Here is a 15690-nt window from a genome sequence, read left to right as displayed (position 1 = left end):
CTATCAATGAATCAAGAGGCTGATTGGGTTTAGACCCTAGTCACCGCCCGGCGCTGCGCCGCTTCCCGCTGAATCCCTTCTGCTGCATCTTGGAAAAGCGCGTGGTGCGCGTGCCGGCCTTGCCGCCGGTGGCGCGGCCCTTCACCGGGGCGGTGCGCTGGTCTTGCGGCACGCCCAGTTCGTCCATCTCCAGCCGCCTGATCTGGTCGCGGATCGCGGCCGCCGTCTCGAACTCCAGGTCGGCCGCGGCTTGTCTCATCTGCTCTTCCAACTCGGCGATATAGGCCTTGAGGTTGTGGCCCACCAGATGCTGGGTCTCGTCATCGCCGGTGTCCACCACCAGCCCGTCCTTCATGCTCACATCGGCCAGAACGTCGCCGATGTTGCGCTTGATGGTGGTCGGCGTGATGCCATGCTCCAGATTATAGGCTTCCTGCTTGGCCCGGCGCCGGCTCGTTTCGGCCATCGCCCGTTCCATGCTGCCCGTCACATGATCGGCATAAAGGATCACCCGCCCATCCACGTTGCGCGCCGCGCGCCCGATCGTCTGGATGAGGCTGGTTTCCGATCGCAGAAAGCCTTCCTTGTCGGCATCCAGGATCGCCACCAGCCCGCATTCCGGAATGTCCAGCCCCTCGCGCAGCAGGTTGATGCCCACCAGCACATCATACACGCCCAGCCGCAGATCGCGGATCAGCTCAATGCGCTCCAGCGTCTCCACGTCCGAATGCATGTACCGCACACGCAAGCCCGCCTCGTGCAGGAACTCGGTCAGATCCTCGGCCATGCGCTTGGTGAGCGTTGTCACCAGCGTGCGATAACCGGCCGCCGCGGTCTTCTTCGCCTCCTGGATCAGATCCTCCACCTGGTCTTCGACCGGGCGGATATCCACCGGCGGATCGATCAGGCCGGTTGGGCGGATCACCTGCTCCACAAACACGCCGCCGGTCTTGTCCATCTCCCACGGGCCGGGGGTGGCCGAAACGAACAGCGTCTGCGGCCGCATCGCCTCCCACTCGGAAAAGCGCAGCGGCCGGTTGTCGATGCAGCTGGGCAGGCGGAACCCATATTCGGCCAGCGTCACCTTGCGCCGATGGTCGCCCTTGGCCATGGCGCCGATCTGCGGCACCGTCACATGGCTTTCATCGATGAACAACAGGGCGTTCTCGGGCAGATATTCAAACAGGGTCGGTGGCGGCTCGCCGGGCAAGCGGCCGGTCAGGAAACGGCTGTAATTCTCGATGCCGGCGCAGCTGCCGGTGGCGGCAATCATCTCCAGATCGAAATTCGTCCGCTGTTCCAGCCGCTGCGCTTCCAACAGCTTGCCCTCGGCGTTCAGCTCCTTCAGCCGCTCGGCCAGCTCATGCTTGATGGCCTCGGCCGCCTGCTTCAACGTCGGCCCCGGCGTCACATAATGGCTGTTGGCGTAAATCTTGATGTGATCCAGCTTGGCCACCGTCTCGCCGGTCAGCGGGTCAAACTCCGAAATCGCCTCGATCTCGTCACCGAAAAAGCTGATCCGCCAGGCCGAATCCTCATAATGCGACGGGAAAATCTCCAGACTGTCGCCGCGCACCCGGAAATTGCCGCGTGCAAATGAAAGGTCGCCGCGCTTGTATTGCATGGCCACCAGCTTGCGCACCACCTCCTTCAGATCGGCACTGCCGCCCTTCTTCAGGCTGAACGTCATCGCCGAATAGGTCTCGACCGAACCAATGCCATAAAGGCACGAAACCGACGCGACGATGATCACATCATCCCGCTCCAGCAGCGCGCGCGTGGCCGAGTGGCGCATCCGGTCGATGGCCTCGTTCACGCTCGACTCCTTCTCGATATAGGTGTCGCTGCGCGGCACATAGGCCTCGGGCTGGTAATAGTCGTAATAGGAAACGAAATATTCCACCGCGTTGTCGGGGAAGAAGCTCTTGAACTCCCCGTACAATTGCGCCGCCAAAATCTTGTTCGGCGCCAGGATCAGCGCCGGCCGCTGCACCGCCTCGATCACCTTGGCCATGGTGAAGGTCTTGCCCGAACCGGTCACGCCCAGCAGCACCTGGTCCCGCTCCCCGGCCTCAGCCTGCGCCACCAGTTCGGCAATGGCGGCGGGCTGGTCGCCCGACGGGCTATACTCCGTCTTCATCACGAACGGCCGGCCACCCTCGCTCTTCTCCGGCCGCGCCGGCCGGTGCGGGGTGAACTCTGCCAGGTCCGTTTCGGCAAGATTGGTGCGAATCTGGATGGCCATGCCCGCCACCATGCCCCATGTGCGCGCTTTGTTCCAGTGCGACCAAACCACATCCTCCCCCTCTGGGGGAGGTGGCACGCGCAGCGTGGCGGAGGGGGCGCCGAGCGTGATGCCGGTGCCCGCCAGCCCGACCTATCGCAACATCCGCCGCACCAACTGCCGGTCGCGCAGCACGAAATGATGCCACACCACCGCGCCCACATGCGCCGCAAACGCCAGCGCAAACAGCCCGGCCAGCAACTGGTGCGCGCCGCGCGCCACATCCAGCGTCAAGGCCTCGGCCAGGTGCAGCCCCAACACCGGCGCCCCGGTGCTGCCGGCCAGCCCCAGTCCGCTCACCGGCAACGCCAGCAACAGCAGATACAGCGCCCACTTGTTCAATCGCGCCGCGCCGTTCGGGCTCACCGGCCCCGGCGACGCCCCCTGCGCCAGCACCCTGAGCAGCAGCAACAGCAGCACCGCCAGCCCGATGCCATTGTGCGCAGCCAGAAATTCCGCCCGCTCCGCCGACGGCGCCAGCACCGCCACAAACAGGCCCATCGGCAACGCCGCCAGCATCAACACCGCACTCACCCAATGCAGCAACCGCGCAATCTGGCCCCATTGCTGCCGCCGGTTCCAGTCCGCCACCGCCTCCACCGGCCGCCGCCACTGCGCCGGCAGCAACAACAGCAACAGCAGGATCACCACTGTGGCGATTCCCGCCATGATGTTCAGCACCAGGGGCCGCCAATCCGCCCCCTGCGCCGCAAAGGTGCCATCGCCATTGGCCAACCAGATGGACCAGCCCATCATCGCCAACGCCGCCGCCGCGCCCAACTGCGCCGCCACCCGCCACCACCGGCCCGCCGCATTCAGCCCGGCCGCCAGCCCAAGCGCAAGGATCAGATAAAACAATGTCATGGCGCGCTGCGTGGGCGATTGCGCGGCAAGACGCAAGCGCAGCCTCGTCCTGGCAGAGAAAAGCAGATGCCTCCGGCGGCAAAGGGCGAGGCCCCTTGACCCGTTCGATTCAGGGCCTCCTCAACCCATGTCACCAGTCATGCTGGCGTAGGCCAGCATTCGCTGCCTTGCCGGTGGCGCGCTTGCCTTCGCCGGTCTGTCCTACAAGCCGCCCGGTGGGCTATACTGCCCGCCATGCCCAGGCCTTGCCCATCATCGCGCCATGCCACCGGCCAGAACCGGCGGGGAGGGGCCGTCCCAAACTCCCCAGATGCGGAAAAACCGGCAAAACTGGCCATGATTTCAACCGCCATTTCCGCTGATTCCGTCAAGAGTGTCAAAATCGGCTGCGCTGGCCGTCGGGGCATGACAAGCGCGGCGGCACTGCCTAAAAGCCTCGCATCATGACCCACAGCAGCGATTTTCTCCGCCGGCTCGATGCGCGCGGTTTCATCCATCAGATCACCGACGCGGCGGCGCTGGATGCGGCGGCGGCGAAGGGCCCGATCACGGCCTATGTCGGCTTTGACTGCACCGCGCCCTCGCTGCACATCGGCAATCTGGTTTCGATCATGATGCTGCGTCATCTGCAGCAGGCGGGGCATCGGCCGATCGTCGTGATGGGCGGCGGCACGACCAAGATTGGCGATCCGTCGGGCAAGGACGAGGCGCGGCAGCTGCTGGACGACGAGCAGATCCGCGCCAACATGGCCAGCATCCGCCGCATCTTCGAACGCTTCCTGCGCTTTGGCGATGGCCCCACCGATGCGGTGATGATCAACAATGATGAATGGCTGTCGCAGCTGCAGCTGGTGCCGTTCCTGCGCGATTATGGCCGGCATTTCTCGATCAACCGCATGCTGACCTTTGACAGCGTGCGCCTGCGGCTGGAACGGGAGCAGCCGCTGTCGTTCCTGGAATTCAACTACATGATTTTCCAGGCCTATGATTATCTGGAACTCAATCGCCGCTTTGGCTGCACGCTGCAGATGGGCGGCAGTGACCAGTGGGGCAACATCGTCAACGGCACCGATCTCATCCGCCGGGTGGAAGGGCGCGAGGCCTTTGGCCTGACGACGCCGCTGATCACCCGCGCCGATGGCGCCAAGATGGGCAAGACGGCCAAGGGCGCCGTGTGGCTGCACGAAGATCAGCTGCCGCATTTCGATTACTGGCAGTTCTGGCGCAACACCCATGATGCCGATGTCGGCAAGTTCCTGCGACTGTTCACCGACCTGCCGCTGGACGAGATTGCCCGGCTGGAGGCGTTGGCAGGCGCGGAGATCAACACGGCGAAGGCAGTGCTGGCCACCGAAGCCACCGCCCTGTGCCGCGGCCGCGATGCCGCGCTGGCGGCCGCCGAAACGGCGCGCACCACCTTTGCCGAAGGCGGTGCCGGCGAAGATCTGCCCACCCATGCCGTGCCGGCGCCCATCACCATCATCGATGCGCTGATCGGCCTCGGCTTTGCCGCCTCGAAGAACGAGGCGAGGAAGTTGGTCGCCCAGGGCGGCGCCCGCATCGATGGCGTGGCAGCGGGCAGCGACACGGCAATGGTCGGCCCAGGCCAGAAGGTGAGCGCCGGCAAGAAGCGGCACGGGATGATTGTCGCCGGCTGATCACTCCGCCGCCGGCGTGGCCGGCAGATCGAGGATCACCTTCAGGCCGGGCCTGTTGTCGTCCAGCGCCAGGGTGCCGCCGTGCAGTCGGGCGACCGCGCCGGCCAGCGACAGACCGAGGCCGGCGCCCTGCAGGCCGGGCCGCTGCGCCCGCCGCGCGGTGTCGAGCCGGCCATAGCGGCGCAGCGCCTCGCGCCGGCGGCTGGCCGGGATGCCGGGGCCATGATCGGCCACCCAGATCAGCGCGCCGCCAGCCTTGGCCGCAACGCCCAGTTCGATGCGCTTGCCATCGGCGCCATAGCGCAGGGCATTGTCGATCAGATTGGCCAGCGCCCGGCCCAGCAGCTGGCGATGCACCGGCAGTTGCACCGGGCTCTCGGCCGCCACCACCAGTTCCACGCCGGCATCTTCGGCCAGTGGCTCATACATGTCGGCCAGTTCGGCCAGCATTGCCGCCAGATCCAGCGACTCGAAACTGTCCCGCCCGATGCCGGCTTCGGCGCGACTGATTTCCAGGCTGTTGTCCAGCATGGCGAGCAGCGCTTGGGCCTCGGCGCTCACCGCGTCCAGATCGTCGGCGTTGATGCTGGTGCCCACCGCCATATGCTCGATCCGCGCCTTCAGCCGTGTGAGGGGAGAGCGCAGATCATGGGCGAGCCCGTCGGTGACGGTGCGCAGTTCATCGATCAGCGTCTCGATGCGGGCGAGCATCACGTTGAAGGCTTGGCCCATGCCGTCGAAGGCATCGGCTGGCGGGCCGGGCGGCACGTCCACCCGGGCGTGCAGCTTGCCGGCCGTGACCTCCTGAACCACATCGGACAGCCCACGGGCACGATCGGCAATGATGCGGGTGATCATTCGGCTGGTCAGCAGCGCGACCAGCAGGGCAAAGGGCAGCACCAGCACCAGCGTGGTGACCAGTGTGCGTTGCAACTGCACCTCGGCTTCCAGGCTGCGGCCAACCAGCAGGCGGTAACCATCGGGCATGGCCCGCGCCGTCACCAGATAGGGTTCGATATCGCCATGATCGGCATGCATCGCCGGCACGCGATACAGGCGGCGATTGGCCGGCACCCCGTCTGGCCAGCGCGCCAGATTGCCCAGCAACAGGCTGCCATCGGGGGCGGCCAGATGGATGATCAGCGGCCCCGGCACGCCCAGCTCGCCATCCAGCAGGGTCACGGCGGCTTCGATGCCGTCTTTGCGCCAGGCGCGTTCGGCGGTGGTCGCGATCGCATTGATGCGGTCGCTGGCTTCGCTATCAAGCTGGCTGAAGGTGGCGCGTTCCAGCAGGATCAGCGGCGCCCAGGTCGCCGCCAGCAGCACGACAAACAGCAGCCTGCCGATGCGAGCCGTGGTGGTGCCGCGCCAGATCGTGGCGATCAGCAGGGAAAAGCCGCTGGGTTTCCAGGGGGAAAGCCCCGGCCGGGGCATGGCGGTCGCGCCTCAGGCCGAAACGGCTTCGCCGCCGACGCGATAGCCAGTGCCGCGCACCGTCTGCACGATGTTCCCGGCGCCGCCTTCGTCCAGCTTCTTGCGCAGCCGGCTGACATGCACATCGATCACGTTGGTGCCCGGATCGAAATGATAATCCCACACGCCTTCCAGCAACATGGAACGGGTGACGACCTGGCCCTTGTGGCGCACCAGATATTCCAGCAGCCTGAATTCGCGCGGCTGCAGATCGATGCGGCGGCCGGCATATGTGACGCGGCGGCTGAGCAAATCCAGTTCCAGATCGCCTTCGGTCAGGCGGGTGACCTCGCCGGCCGGTTGGCCACGGCGCTGCACCACTTCCAGCCGGGCCAGAAGTTCGGCCATTTCGAACGGCTTGGTGACATAATCATCGGAACCGGCACGCAGGCCGCGCACCCGTTCATCCAGGCTGGCCAGTGCCGACAGCATCACCACCGGGGTGTTGTTGCCAGTGTCGCGCAGCCGGGCGAGCAGCGACAGCCCATCCAGTTCGGGCAGCATGCGATCCAGCACGATGGCGGCATAGCTGCCGGCCTGCGCCATATCGAGGCCGGTCCGGCCGTTGTTGGCAATATCGACATGATAGCCTGCTTCACGCAGGCCCCGTGCCACGTGATCGGCCATGGCGGCGTCGTCTTCGATGCACAGGATGTTCAACATGCCTGTGACTTTATGACGCTGAAACAGATAATGACAAGCCCTTCGTTGCGTTGCGGCGAAATTCTTCGCAACGGCGGCGAAACTGCTGCTAACAAACGGCATCTGCCAATATTCCGGACCATTTCGTGACCATTGCTCCCCAGCCCGAGCCAGCGCCGCCGCCGCCGCCCAAACGACCACAGGTGGAACGTTCCGCCCGGCTGCCGCGGCTTTTCCTGTGGCTGGTCGCCATTGCCATCGTGCTGGTGATCATCGCCGGGGTGGTGTGGCGGCTGGCTGGCGACAGCTTGCTGGCCAGCGCCCTGGTGCCTTCTGGTGCGTTTGCCACTGGCGTCGCCGGTGCGCCCTATGATTATCGCTCGGCGGCCAGTTGGGCAGCGCGGCCGGGCATGGCCAATGATCCCACCGCCTGGCGCCCCGCCGGCATGGCGCCGGCCACGGGCAAGGTGGCGGTGTTTTTCATCCCGCCCACCGCTGCCTTCAGCACCAGCCAGTGGAACGAACGCTCCAGCGAGCCGGCGGTCGCCGATCGTCTGGCTGGCTTCCTGCGCACCGAGGCAACGGCCCTGGCCGATGCCGGGCCCCTGTGGGCACCGCATTATCGCCAGGCCGTGCTGGGCAGCTTCCTCGCCAGCGAGCCGGATGACCGCGCCAGCGCCCGTTCCGCCCATGATCTCGCCTATGCCGATGTAAAGGCCGCCTTTGCCGCCTTTCTGGCCGCGCAGGCGCCGGATGCGCCGATCATCCTTGCCGGCCACAGCCAGGGGAGCCTTCACCTGATGCGCCTGCTGGTGGAGGAGGTGGCGGGCAAGCCGCTCGCCCGGCGTGTGGTGGCGGCCTATCTCGTTGGCTGGCCCATTTCCATCACCGCCGATTTGCCGGCGCTGGGTCTGCCGGCCTGTGCGGAGCGCAACCAGGCCAATTGCCTGTTGAGCTGGCAAAGCTTTGCTGAGCCGGCCGAACCCAAATCGCTGCTCCGCGTTTATGAGGCGGGCAACGGGCTGTCTGGCGCGCCGCGGCGTGGCACTGCCATGCTGTGCAGCAACCCGCTCACCGGTGGGCGTGGCGATGCGGCGCCGGGCAGCGCCAACCCCGGCAGCCTGGCGCCTTCGGCCAATCTGAAGGCCGCGCAGCTGGTGACACCCGGCGTGCCGGCGCGCTGCACGCCCCAGGGCCTGCTGCTGATCGGCGAAGGCCCGTCGGGCTACCCCGCCTTCGTCATGCCGGGGAACAATTTCCATGTGTTTGATTATCCGCTGTTCTGGGCCGCCGTGCGCCAGGATGCAGTGGCTCGGGCTGCGGCGTGGACAGCGGCGCACTGATCGCGGCCGCTGCGCCCGATTTCGCCGCCGCGCTGCCAAACGGCGGCCGGCTCGGCGGGCTTGATGTTGGCACCAAAACCATCGGGCTGGCCACCTGCGATGCTGGCTGGTCCTTCGCCAGCCCGGCCCACACCATCGCCCGCACCAAGTTCGCCGCTGATTTCGCTGCCCTCAAGGATTGGGTGGGCAGGGAACGCCTCGCCGGCCTGGTGATCGGCCTGCCGCTCAACATGGACGGCACCGACAGTTCCCGCACCCAATCCGTCCGGGCCTTTGCCCGCAACCTCGCCCCGCTCGCCTTGCCGCTGCTGCTGTGGGATGAACGTTGGTCCACGGCCGCCGTCGAACGCGCCATGATTGCCGAGGATCTGTCGCGCGCCCGCCGCGCCGAACGGGTGGACAGGCTGGCGGCCAGCTATATCCTGCAGGGCGCGATCGATGCCCTCATCCGATGGAGGCCCTGAATGAGCTGCCTTTCTCCCGCTGCCCGTGCCGTTCTCTATGATCACGCCACCGAACGGCCGTTCACCTCGCCGCTGAACGATGAAAAGCGGGCCGGCGACTATCACTGCGCCGGCTGCGGCGCGCTGCTGTACAAGAGCCACGCCAAATACAACTCCGGCTCCGGCTGGCCGAGCTTCTGGGAGGCGGTGGACGGCGCGGTTGGCACCACCACCGATACCAGCCACGGCATGGTGCGCACCGAAGTGCATTGCGCCGCCTGCAACGGCCATCTCGGCCATGTCTTCCCCGATGGGCCGCCACCGACCGGCCTGCGCCACTGCATCAACGGCCTCGCCCTCGATTTCGTGCCGGACGAAGCCTGATGAAGCGCCTGCTGCCCCTGCTCCTGGCCGCGCCGCTGCTGCTGGCCCAGGCCCCAACAGCTTCGCCACCGCCGTCGCTGGCCAACACCAGCGCCGATCAGATCATCGCCGCCGCCCCGGCCAGCGCTTGGGCGGCGATCGACCCTGATGACATCATGGTGATGGACACGGCGGCCGGCCAGATGGTCATCCAGCTGGCGCCGCTGTTCGCCCCGGCGCACGTCGCCGCGATCAAGGCGCTGGTGAAGGCCGGCCGGTTCGATGATGGCCGCATCGTGCGGGTGCAGGACAATTATGTCGTGCAATGGGCCGCCAAACCGCTCGACGGCAAGGAACCGGTGAGCCAGCCACCCGATGTGCGCGAACAGCGCGTGCGCGCAGCGCCGCTGCCGGCCGAATATGAACGCAGCGCTAAGGGCCTAGCCTTCACGCCATCCCCGTTCAAGGACACATATGCCGAAGCCGGCTGGATTGCCGGCTGGCAGGCGGCGCGTGACCGCAAGGCCGGCACGGCCTGGCTGGCCCACTGCTATGGCACCGTTGGCGTTGGCCGCGACATGCCGCCCGACACCGGCGACGGTGCGGAGCTGTACACCGTGATCGGCCATGGCCCGCGCCATCTTGATCGCAACATCGCCAATGTCGGCCGCGTGCTCGCCGGGATCGAGCCGCACGCCGCCTTGCCGCGTGGCACTGAGGCGCTGGGCTTCTACAAGGACGAGGCGCAGCGCGTGAAGATCGCCCGCGTGCGCCTCGCCAGCCAGATCCCCGGCTTTCCCGCCTGGCAGATGATGGACACGGCCAGCCCCAGCTTCGCCCAGGTGGTGCAGGCCCGCGCCAACCGCACCGGCTTCTTCGTCCGCCCTGCCGGTGCGGCCGATCTGTGTACGCTCAAGGTTCCCGTGCGCGAAGCCAAATGACCCCGATCATCAAGCTGCTCCGCGCCGGCGAATGGGCGCAATTCCAGGCCGACGGGCTATTCGCCGGCTCGCCTGACGATCTGCGCGACGGCTATATCCACTTCTCCACGCCCGAACAGGCGGCAGCGACGCTGGCGAAATGGTTCGCCGGCGAACAGGGCGTGGTGGCGCTCACCATCGATGCCGACACGCTTGGCGAGGCGCTGAAATGGGAACCCGCCCGCGGCGGCCAGTTGTTCCCCCATCTCTACCGCCCGCTGCGGCTAGACGAGGTGATTGCGGTGCAGCTGGCCTAACCGGCTCAACCGCGCTGCGCTGCCTTCGCCCGGGCAAAGCCCTCCCGCGCGCTCGCCCGCGCCCAGAAGGCCCGCGCATTCGGCCCCACCTCCTCCAGATGCCCCAGCGTGCCGGCGAGCAGGAAGGCATAGGCGACAGCAATATCGGCCACGGTGAAATCATCCCCGCACAGCCACGGCCGCCCATCGGCCAACGCCTGTTCCACCCAGATGGTCCGCGCCAGGAACCAGCGCTTGTAATCGCTCGCCACCTTGGGCAGCCGGTTCTCGGGCTTTTCCAGCATGGAATAACGCAGCACCAGCGTCTGCGGAAAGGTCAGCGTCGCATCGGACTGGTGCAGGAAATTCAGATAATCGCCATAGCGTGGATCACCGGGCAGCACCCGCAACGCGCCGGCTTTTTCGGCCAGATATTGGCAGATGGCGGCACTCTCCGTCATCCGCACCTCCCCATCGGTGAAGAAGGGGATGGTGCCCAGCGGGTTCACCTCCAGGAATGATGGCTGTGTCCAGCGCGGCGGGAAGGGCAGCAGCACCAGTTCATAGGGCAGGCCCAGTTCCTCGAGCGCCCACAATGCCCGAAAGCTGCGTGCATCCCGGCAGTGCCAGAGTTTCATGGTCGGCCCCTTCGCATCACCAAATTTCTCCCCATATTCATGGCTGCTTAAACTTGCCCCCGCAATCACGTGACAATGAACAGGATCGTCACCGCCATGATCACCCGCACCAAATTGGCCGCTGGCGTCGCGCTGGGGATTGCCGCCGGCGCCGCGCTGGCCGTTGGCGTCGTCCATGTCAGCGACAGCAAGGTTGCAGCGCAAATCCCGCCGATGGACACCAGTGAGGTGCCGCGCGCCGTGCCCGCCGCCGGCCAGGTCGCCTTGAGCTTTGCCCCCGTCGTCAAGGCCGCCGCGCCCGCCGTGGTCAATATCTACACCGCCACGGTCGATCGGCGCCCGCGCAACTTCAACGAAGAGTTCATGCAACGTTTCTTTGGCGGGGCGCCGGTGCAGCCGCGCGTGTCGCAATCGCTGGGGTCGGGCGTGATCGTCGGCGCCGATGGCCTGATCATCACCAACAACCATGTTGTGGAAGGGGCTGATCAGATCCTCGTCTCCCTGGCTGACCGGCGCGAGTTCAAGGCCAAGGTGCTGTTTGCCGATCCCAGGCTCGATCTTGCCCTCTTGAAGGTGGAAACCGAGGGCGCCGCCTTGCCGGTGATCCGCATGGCCGATTCCGATCGGGTGGAGGTGGGCGATGTCACCGTCGCCATCGGCAACCCGTTTGGCGTCGGCCAGACGGTGACCACCGGCATCGTTTCGGCCGTGGCGCGCACCGGCATCGGCGTTTCGGATTGGCAATTCTTCATCCAGACCGATGCCGCCATCAACCCCGGCAATTCGGGCGGCGCCCTGCTCGATGCGCAAGGCCGGCTGATCGGCGTGCCCACCGCCATCTTCAGTCGCAGCGGCGGTTCCAACGGCATCGGCTTTGCCATCCCGTCCAAGATGGTGCGGGTGTTCCTGAACGCGGCCGACAAGGGCAAGCTGGTCTCCGGCTGGATCGGCGTGGAGGGTGAGCCGCTGACCGCCGACACGGCAAGGCAACTCGGCCTTGATCGCCCCGGCGGCCTGCTGGTCACCGCCGTGGTGCCCGGCAGCCCTGGTGCCAGGGCAGGCATTGCGGTGGGTGATGTGCTGAAAAGCGTGGACGGCAAGGAAGTCGCCAACGGCGGCCAGCTGCGCTACAGCCTCGCCACCGAAGGCGTGGGCAAGGCGCTCGCCGTCCGCATCTGGCGCGACCGGGCAGAGCGCACCGTCAACGTCACGCTCGCCGCCCCGCCGGAAAACCCGCCGCGCAGCCTCACCAAGCTTTCGGGCCGCTCCATCCTCACCGGCGTCACCCTGGGCAATCTGTCGCCCGCCTATGCCCAGGAATTGGGCGCTGGCCTGCCGGAACAGGGCGTGGTGGTGGTGGCCATCGATGCCAATGCGCCCGCCGCCCGCTTCCTGCGCCCCGGCGCGCTGATCGAAACCCTGGGCGGTCAGCCGGTCAAATCCGTGGCCGATGCGGTGAAGCTGTCGGACGCCGGCGCGCTGATCGTGCGCTTCGCGGTTGGTGAGCAGCGCGCCGAATGCGGGGTCAACAATCTGGGCGGCCTGTCCTGCCGCAGTTGAGGCCGGGGCGGGAACGGGCGGTCTGATTTCCGCCAGACACGCTGGGGCGCTGGTGTAAAACCGCCCCAGCACCACAGCCATGGATCCCGCCCATGTTCACCCGTTCCCGCCTTGCCAGCCCCTTGGGCGATCTGGTCGCCATCACCGCTCCTGATGGCACCATCCACGCGCTGGAATTCGCCGACGACTTGAACCGGCTGCACCGCCTCTTCACCCGTCACCATGGCGATGGCGCTGTGGCCGACGGCGAAGCGCCGCCAGCGCTGGCCAGCGCGCTTGCCGCCTATTTCGCCGGCCATCTCACCGCCATCGATGTGCTGCCTGTCGCCCGCATCGGCACCCCGTTCCAGCAGGCCGCCTGGGCCGCGCTGCGCGCCATCCCGGCCGGTGAAACCCGCAGCTATGGCCAGCAGGCCGCCGGCATGGGCAAGCCATCGGCCACCCGCGCCGTGGGCCTCGCCAATGGCGCCAATCCCATCGGCATCATCGTCCCCTGCCACCGCGTGATCGGCAGCAATGGCGCCCTCACTGGCTATGCCGCCGGGGTGGAGCGCAAGGCCTGGCTGCTCAGGCACGAAGGCGCCCTGCCACCGCTGCTGGCCTGATCGGGCCATGGCCGGCAAAGGGCCGCAGCCAGCCCACCCGCGCCGTTGCCCGGCAAAAGACCGCCGTGCCGATGATGGTGGTGCTGATCAGCAGGCTGGCCTTCATCGCCAGCGGCACCGCCAGTGGCAGCAGCCACCAGGCGCTGAGCACGATGATCGTCTGGTGGATCAGATAGGCGGGAAACACCGCCTCGGCCAGCGGCTGCCGCCAGCTGTGGTCGCGGTTCAACCAGATCTGGGCAGCGCCCAAAAGGCCGATGATCATGCCCCAGGCCTGCACGGCGCGCGCCAGCCGGCTGGCCACCACCCATGGGCCGGCCGGATCACCGGGCAGTGCATTGATGCCGGCCACCCCCAACCAGCCGGCAAAACCCAGCACCAGCCCGGCCCGCCACCAGCGCGCCACCCCGGCCCACAACGGGCCATTGGGGCCCATCGCCACGCCCAGCAGGAACGCTCCGCCATAGATTGGGTGGGCGGCCCAATCGGTCACCAGATCGTGGGTTTCGGGAAAGCGATCGGCCAGGCCCAGCCGCACGCCGGCGATGGCCAGCATCGGCAGCCACAGGATGCGCCCGCCGGCCAGCAGCCGCGCCGCCCTGCGCTTCAATGCCGCCAGCCCGCCGGCCGGCAGCAGCGCCAGCAGCATGGAATAGGCCCAGAGATAGACAACGAACCACAAATGGTTCCACGTCGGCAGGATCAGGCCGAGATGATCGGAAAAGCCGAAATACTCCTCCCGCCAGAAACGCAGGAAGCTGCCGTTCCAGTGGCCATTGGCCTGCACCTCCACCCAGCTTTGCGGCGGCACGATCAGCAGCACGCCGGCCAGCAGCGGCAGCAGCCGCCATGAACGGCTGGCGGCAAAGCCTTCGCGCCCCTTGGCCAGCATGGCGGCAGAGGCCACGCCAGAGATCAGGAACAACAGGATCAGCCGCCAGGCGTTGGTGAACAGCATCACGGGCTCCAGCCAGTCCAGCCGGGCCAGCTTGATGTGCCAGCCCCAGGTCACAAAGGCCATGCCGCAATGATAAAGGATCAACAGGCCGAAGGCGGCGATGCGCAGCCAGTCAAGGTCGAAGCGGCGGGTCGGGGTTGTGCTCATGCCCATTGCCATGGCCTTGCGCGGCGCGGCGTTCAGGTGCGAAGTGATGGCCGGCAACAGGCTGGGGACGGGCGGCAGACAGGTGGGGACAAGCGGCACCGGATCAGGGACAAGCGGCGCCCCACGCTGGGCGATGCCGCTGGTGGCGCTGCTGCTGTTGCTGAAGGGCGTGGTCGATGCCGAATCCATTGCCGATCGCACGCCCGAACTGGCCACCTGGCAGCCCTACACGCTGGAACTGACCAGCGCCGCCTTCTTCATGGCGCTGCTGTGGCCGTTGTGGCGGCTGTCGCGCCGGCTGCGGCCGCCGCGTCTGGCCTGGCCCGTCGCCGCCGCCGCGCATCTGGCCCTGCTGCCGCTGTTGGTGCTGCTGCACGCCGCCTGGCTCGATGCCAGCCGCCGCCTGCTGTTCGCCGCCCACGGCCGTGCCTACCGATTTGACTGGACGGCCGATCAATTGCTGTTCGAAGCCCGCAAGGATGTGCTCACCCTGGTGGCGCTGCTGGCGCTGGGCTGGCTGTTTGACCGGCTGTTCGCGCCCGCTGCGCCGACGGCGGTGCGCAGCGATCTCCCGCCCTTTCGCCTTGCCATCAAGGATGGCGGCCGCACCCTGTTCCTTGCGGCCGAGGAAATCAGCCACGCCAGCACCGCTGGCAACTATGTCGAGCTTGCCACCGTCCACGGCCCGCTGTTGCACCGCGTGACGATGGCGGCACTCGCCGATGAACTGGCCCCGCATGGCTTTGTCCGCATCCACCGTGCGCATCTTGTGCGCGCGGCTGCCGTGCGCAGCATTGCCAGCGAAGGCAGCGGCGATTTCCGGGTGATGCTGGCCGATGGCACCAGCCTGCCTGGCAGCCGGCGCTATCGGGCTGGCCTGGCCAGCCGGCAATAGCGCGCCGCTTTCCGGTTGACGCCAAGACGATATCACCGATGATCAAGTCATGGCGCAGCGAATCCTTGCCCTGCTGTTGACATGCCTGCTGTCATCCCCAGTGCTGGCGGCCTGGCGCGTGGCTGAATCGCCGCATTTCCGCGTTTTTGGCGAGATGTCGGCTGATCAATTGCGCCAACGGGCCGAACTGCTGGAGGATTATCGCAACCTTTTGGGCATGTTCACCACCGCCAGGGTGGATGATTCAGCGCCGAAATTGACGGTCTATCTTGTTGACCGAATCGCCGATGCGGTGCCCTTCGGCAAGATCGGCAGCGACGTCGCCGGATTCTACAGCGCGTCCGATGGCGGCATCGTTGCCTATGCCATGAAGGGCGAATTTGGCCAGTCCACGCTGCTGCACGAATATGCCCATCATCACATGTTTGCCGGCACCGGCCAAAGCTACCCGGCCTGGTATGTGGAGGGCTTTGCCGAATATTTCATGACGGCGCGTTTCAGTCCGACGCGGGTCGACTTCGGCCTGGTCGAACGCGGTCGCATCTATGCCCTCTCGCTGCCCTAGCCCGGATTATTCACCGGCCGGGTGATTTCGGGTTGG

The 15690-nt window shown here is 66.8% G+C and carries 16 protein-coding genes; 10 read left to right on the top strand and 6 right to left on the bottom strand.

The window, feature by feature from the left end; genetic code table 11:
• Positions 1-40: 40 nt before the first annotated feature.
• On the bottom strand, positions 41-2245 hold the full coding sequence (gene uvrB, locus CHU93_RS01245) for an excinuclease ABC subunit UvrB (RefSeq protein ID WP_094472403.1): 2205 nt from the start codon (positions 2243-2245) through the stop codon (positions 41-43).
• A gap of 132 nt (positions 2246-2377) precedes the next feature.
• Positions 2378-3148: a cytochrome b/b6 domain-containing protein gene (locus CHU93_RS01240; protein WP_094472399.1), complete on the bottom strand. Its 771-nt coding sequence runs from the start codon at positions 3146-3148 to the stop codon at positions 2378-2380.
• 443 nt (positions 3149-3591) lie between these two features.
• Here CHU93_RS01240 and tyrS point away from each other — a divergent pair, with 443 nt between their 5' ends.
• Entirely contained in the window at positions 3592-4806 is a 1215-nt protein-coding gene (gene tyrS / locus CHU93_RS01235) for a tyrosine--tRNA ligase (protein WP_094472398.1), read from the top strand.
• On the opposite strand, the gene CHU93_RS01230 is transcribed toward tyrS, so the two are convergent.
• Both CHU93_RS01230 and CHU93_RS01225 read right to left on the bottom strand, forming a co-directional pair.
• Positions 4807-6240 carry an ATP-binding protein gene (locus CHU93_RS01230; RefSeq protein WP_094472397.1) on the bottom strand — a complete coding sequence of 478 codons (1434 nt, stop codon included), beginning with the start codon at positions 6238-6240 and terminating at the stop codon, positions 4807-4809.
• A 12-nt stretch (positions 6241-6252) separates the two neighbouring features.
• A complete protein-coding gene (locus CHU93_RS01225; RefSeq protein ID WP_086116918.1) occupies positions 6253-6942 on the bottom strand; it encodes a response regulator transcription factor in 690 nt (229 codons plus the stop codon).
• Positions 6943-7067: 125 nt separating this feature from the next.
• Here CHU93_RS01225 and CHU93_RS01220 point away from each other — a divergent pair, with 125 nt between their 5' ends.
• The 5 genes from CHU93_RS01220 to CHU93_RS01200 are packed head-to-tail and all read left to right on the top strand — an operon-like array spanning position 7068 to position 10307.
• Entirely contained in the window at positions 7068-8264 is a 1197-nt protein-coding gene (locus CHU93_RS01220) for a DUF3089 domain-containing protein (protein ID WP_341476552.1), read from the top strand.
• Positions 8261-8728 carry a Holliday junction resolvase RuvX gene (gene ruvX / locus CHU93_RS01215; RefSeq protein WP_094472401.1) on the top strand — a complete coding sequence of 156 codons (468 nt, stop codon included), beginning with the start codon at positions 8261-8263 and terminating at the stop codon, positions 8726-8728. Before CHU93_RS01220 ends, ruvX begins: the two co-directional genes overlap by 4 nt.
• On the top strand, positions 8729-9091 hold the full coding sequence (gene msrB / locus CHU93_RS01210; protein ID WP_094472396.1) for a peptide-methionine (R)-S-oxide reductase MsrB: 363 nt from the start codon (positions 8729-8731) through the stop codon (positions 9089-9091).
• Positions 9091-10011 (top strand): peptidylprolyl isomerase, encoded by a 921-nt coding sequence (locus tag CHU93_RS01205; protein ID WP_094472395.1) that lies wholly within the window; start codon positions 9091-9093, stop codon positions 10009-10011. Before msrB ends, CHU93_RS01205 begins: the two co-directional genes overlap by 1 nt.
• Positions 10008-10307: a DUF952 domain-containing protein gene (locus CHU93_RS01200; protein ID WP_094472394.1), complete on the top strand. Its 300-nt coding sequence runs from the start codon at positions 10008-10010 to the stop codon at positions 10305-10307. The genes CHU93_RS01205 and CHU93_RS01200 overlap by 4 nt, the downstream gene beginning before the upstream one ends.
• Before the next feature lie 5 nt (positions 10308-10312).
• Here CHU93_RS01200 and CHU93_RS01195 read toward each other — a convergent pair whose 3' ends face one another.
• Positions 10313-10924 (bottom strand): glutathione S-transferase family protein, encoded by a 612-nt coding sequence (locus CHU93_RS01195; protein WP_094472393.1) that lies wholly within the window; start codon positions 10922-10924, stop codon positions 10313-10315.
• Between the two features lie 75 nt (positions 10925-10999).
• Between CHU93_RS01195 and CHU93_RS01190 the strand changes: the two genes are divergently transcribed.
• Positions 11000-12484, top strand: coding sequence for a Do family serine endopeptidase (locus CHU93_RS01190; protein ID WP_094472392.1), 1485 nt, complete (start codon positions 11000-11002; stop codon positions 12482-12484).
• Positions 12485-12576: 92 nt separating this feature from the next.
• Positions 12577-13089: a methylated-DNA--[protein]-cysteine S-methyltransferase gene (locus CHU93_RS18085; RefSeq protein ID WP_094472391.1), complete on the top strand. Its 513-nt coding sequence runs from the start codon at positions 12577-12579 to the stop codon at positions 13087-13089.
• On the opposite strand, the gene CHU93_RS01180 is transcribed toward CHU93_RS18085, so the two are convergent.
• Positions 13052-14194, bottom strand: a complete 1143-nt coding sequence (locus tag CHU93_RS01180) for an acyltransferase family protein (RefSeq protein WP_165768548.1) — start codon at positions 14192-14194, stop codon at positions 13052-13054. The two genes, CHU93_RS18085 and CHU93_RS01180, sit on opposite strands and share 38 nt — an antisense overlap.
• Between CHU93_RS01180 and CHU93_RS01175 the strand changes: the two genes are divergently transcribed.
• Both CHU93_RS01175 and CHU93_RS01170 read left to right on the top strand, forming a co-directional pair.
• Positions 14193-15089: a LytTR family DNA-binding domain-containing protein gene (locus CHU93_RS01175; RefSeq protein ID WP_165768547.1), complete on the top strand. Its 897-nt coding sequence runs from the start codon at positions 14193-14195 to the stop codon at positions 15087-15089. The genes CHU93_RS01180 and CHU93_RS01175 overlap by 2 nt on opposite strands.
• A gap of 100 nt (positions 15090-15189) precedes the next feature.
• A complete protein-coding gene (locus tag CHU93_RS01170) occupies positions 15190-15654 on the top strand; it encodes a hypothetical protein (RefSeq protein ID WP_094472389.1) in 465 nt (154 codons plus the stop codon).
• Positions 15655-15690 lie beyond the last annotated feature (36 nt).

Source organism: Sandarakinorhabdus cyanobacteriorum (assembly GCF_002251755.1).
Lineage (GTDB): Bacteria > Pseudomonadota > Alphaproteobacteria > Sphingomonadales > Sphingomonadaceae > Sandarakinorhabdus > Sandarakinorhabdus cyanobacteriorum.
The sequence above is the reverse complement of the archived record's forward strand: the minus strand, read 5'-3'. Positions and strand labels throughout refer to the sequence as shown.

Coding starts and splice junctions, on each gene's coding strand:
- tyrS (WP_094472398.1), top strand. CDS start 3,592: ATGACCCACAGCAGCGATTTTCTCCGCCGGCTCGATGCGCGCGGTTTC.
- CHU93_RS01180 (WP_165768548.1), bottom strand. CDS start 14,194: ATGAGCACAACCCCGACCCGCCGCTTCGACCTTGACTGGCTGCGCATC.
- CHU93_RS01195 (WP_094472393.1), bottom strand. CDS start 10,924: ATGAAACTCTGGCACTGCCGGGATGCACGCAGCTTTCGGGCATTGTGG.
- CHU93_RS18085 (WP_094472391.1), top strand. CDS start 12,577: ATGTTCACCCGTTCCCGCCTTGCCAGCCCCTTGGGCGATCTGGTCGCC.
- CHU93_RS01230 (WP_094472397.1), bottom strand. CDS start 6,240: ATGCCCCGGCCGGGGCTTTCCCCCTGGAAACCCAGCGGCTTTTCCCTG.
- CHU93_RS01200 (WP_094472394.1), top strand. CDS start 10,008: ATGACCCCGATCATCAAGCTGCTCCGCGCCGGCGAATGGGCGCAATTC.
- CHU93_RS01205 (WP_094472395.1), top strand. CDS start 9,091: ATGAAGCGCCTGCTGCCCCTGCTCCTGGCCGCGCCGCTGCTGCTGGCC.
- CHU93_RS01190 (WP_094472392.1), top strand. CDS start 11,000: ATGAACAGGATCGTCACCGCCATGATCACCCGCACCAAATTGGCCGCT.
- CHU93_RS01225 (WP_086116918.1), bottom strand. CDS start 6,942: ATGTTGAACATCCTGTGCATCGAAGACGACGCCGCCATGGCCGATCAC.
- msrB (WP_094472396.1), top strand. CDS start 8,729: ATGAGCTGCCTTTCTCCCGCTGCCCGTGCCGTTCTCTATGATCACGCC.
- CHU93_RS01175 (WP_165768547.1), top strand. CDS start 14,193: ATGCCCATTGCCATGGCCTTGCGCGGCGCGGCGTTCAGGTGCGAAGTG.
- uvrB (WP_094472403.1), bottom strand. CDS start 2,245: ATGGCCATCCAGATTCGCACCAATCTTGCCGAAACGGACCTGGCAGAG.
- CHU93_RS01240 (WP_094472399.1), bottom strand. CDS start 3,148: ATGACATTGTTTTATCTGATCCTTGCGCTTGGGCTGGCGGCCGGGCTG.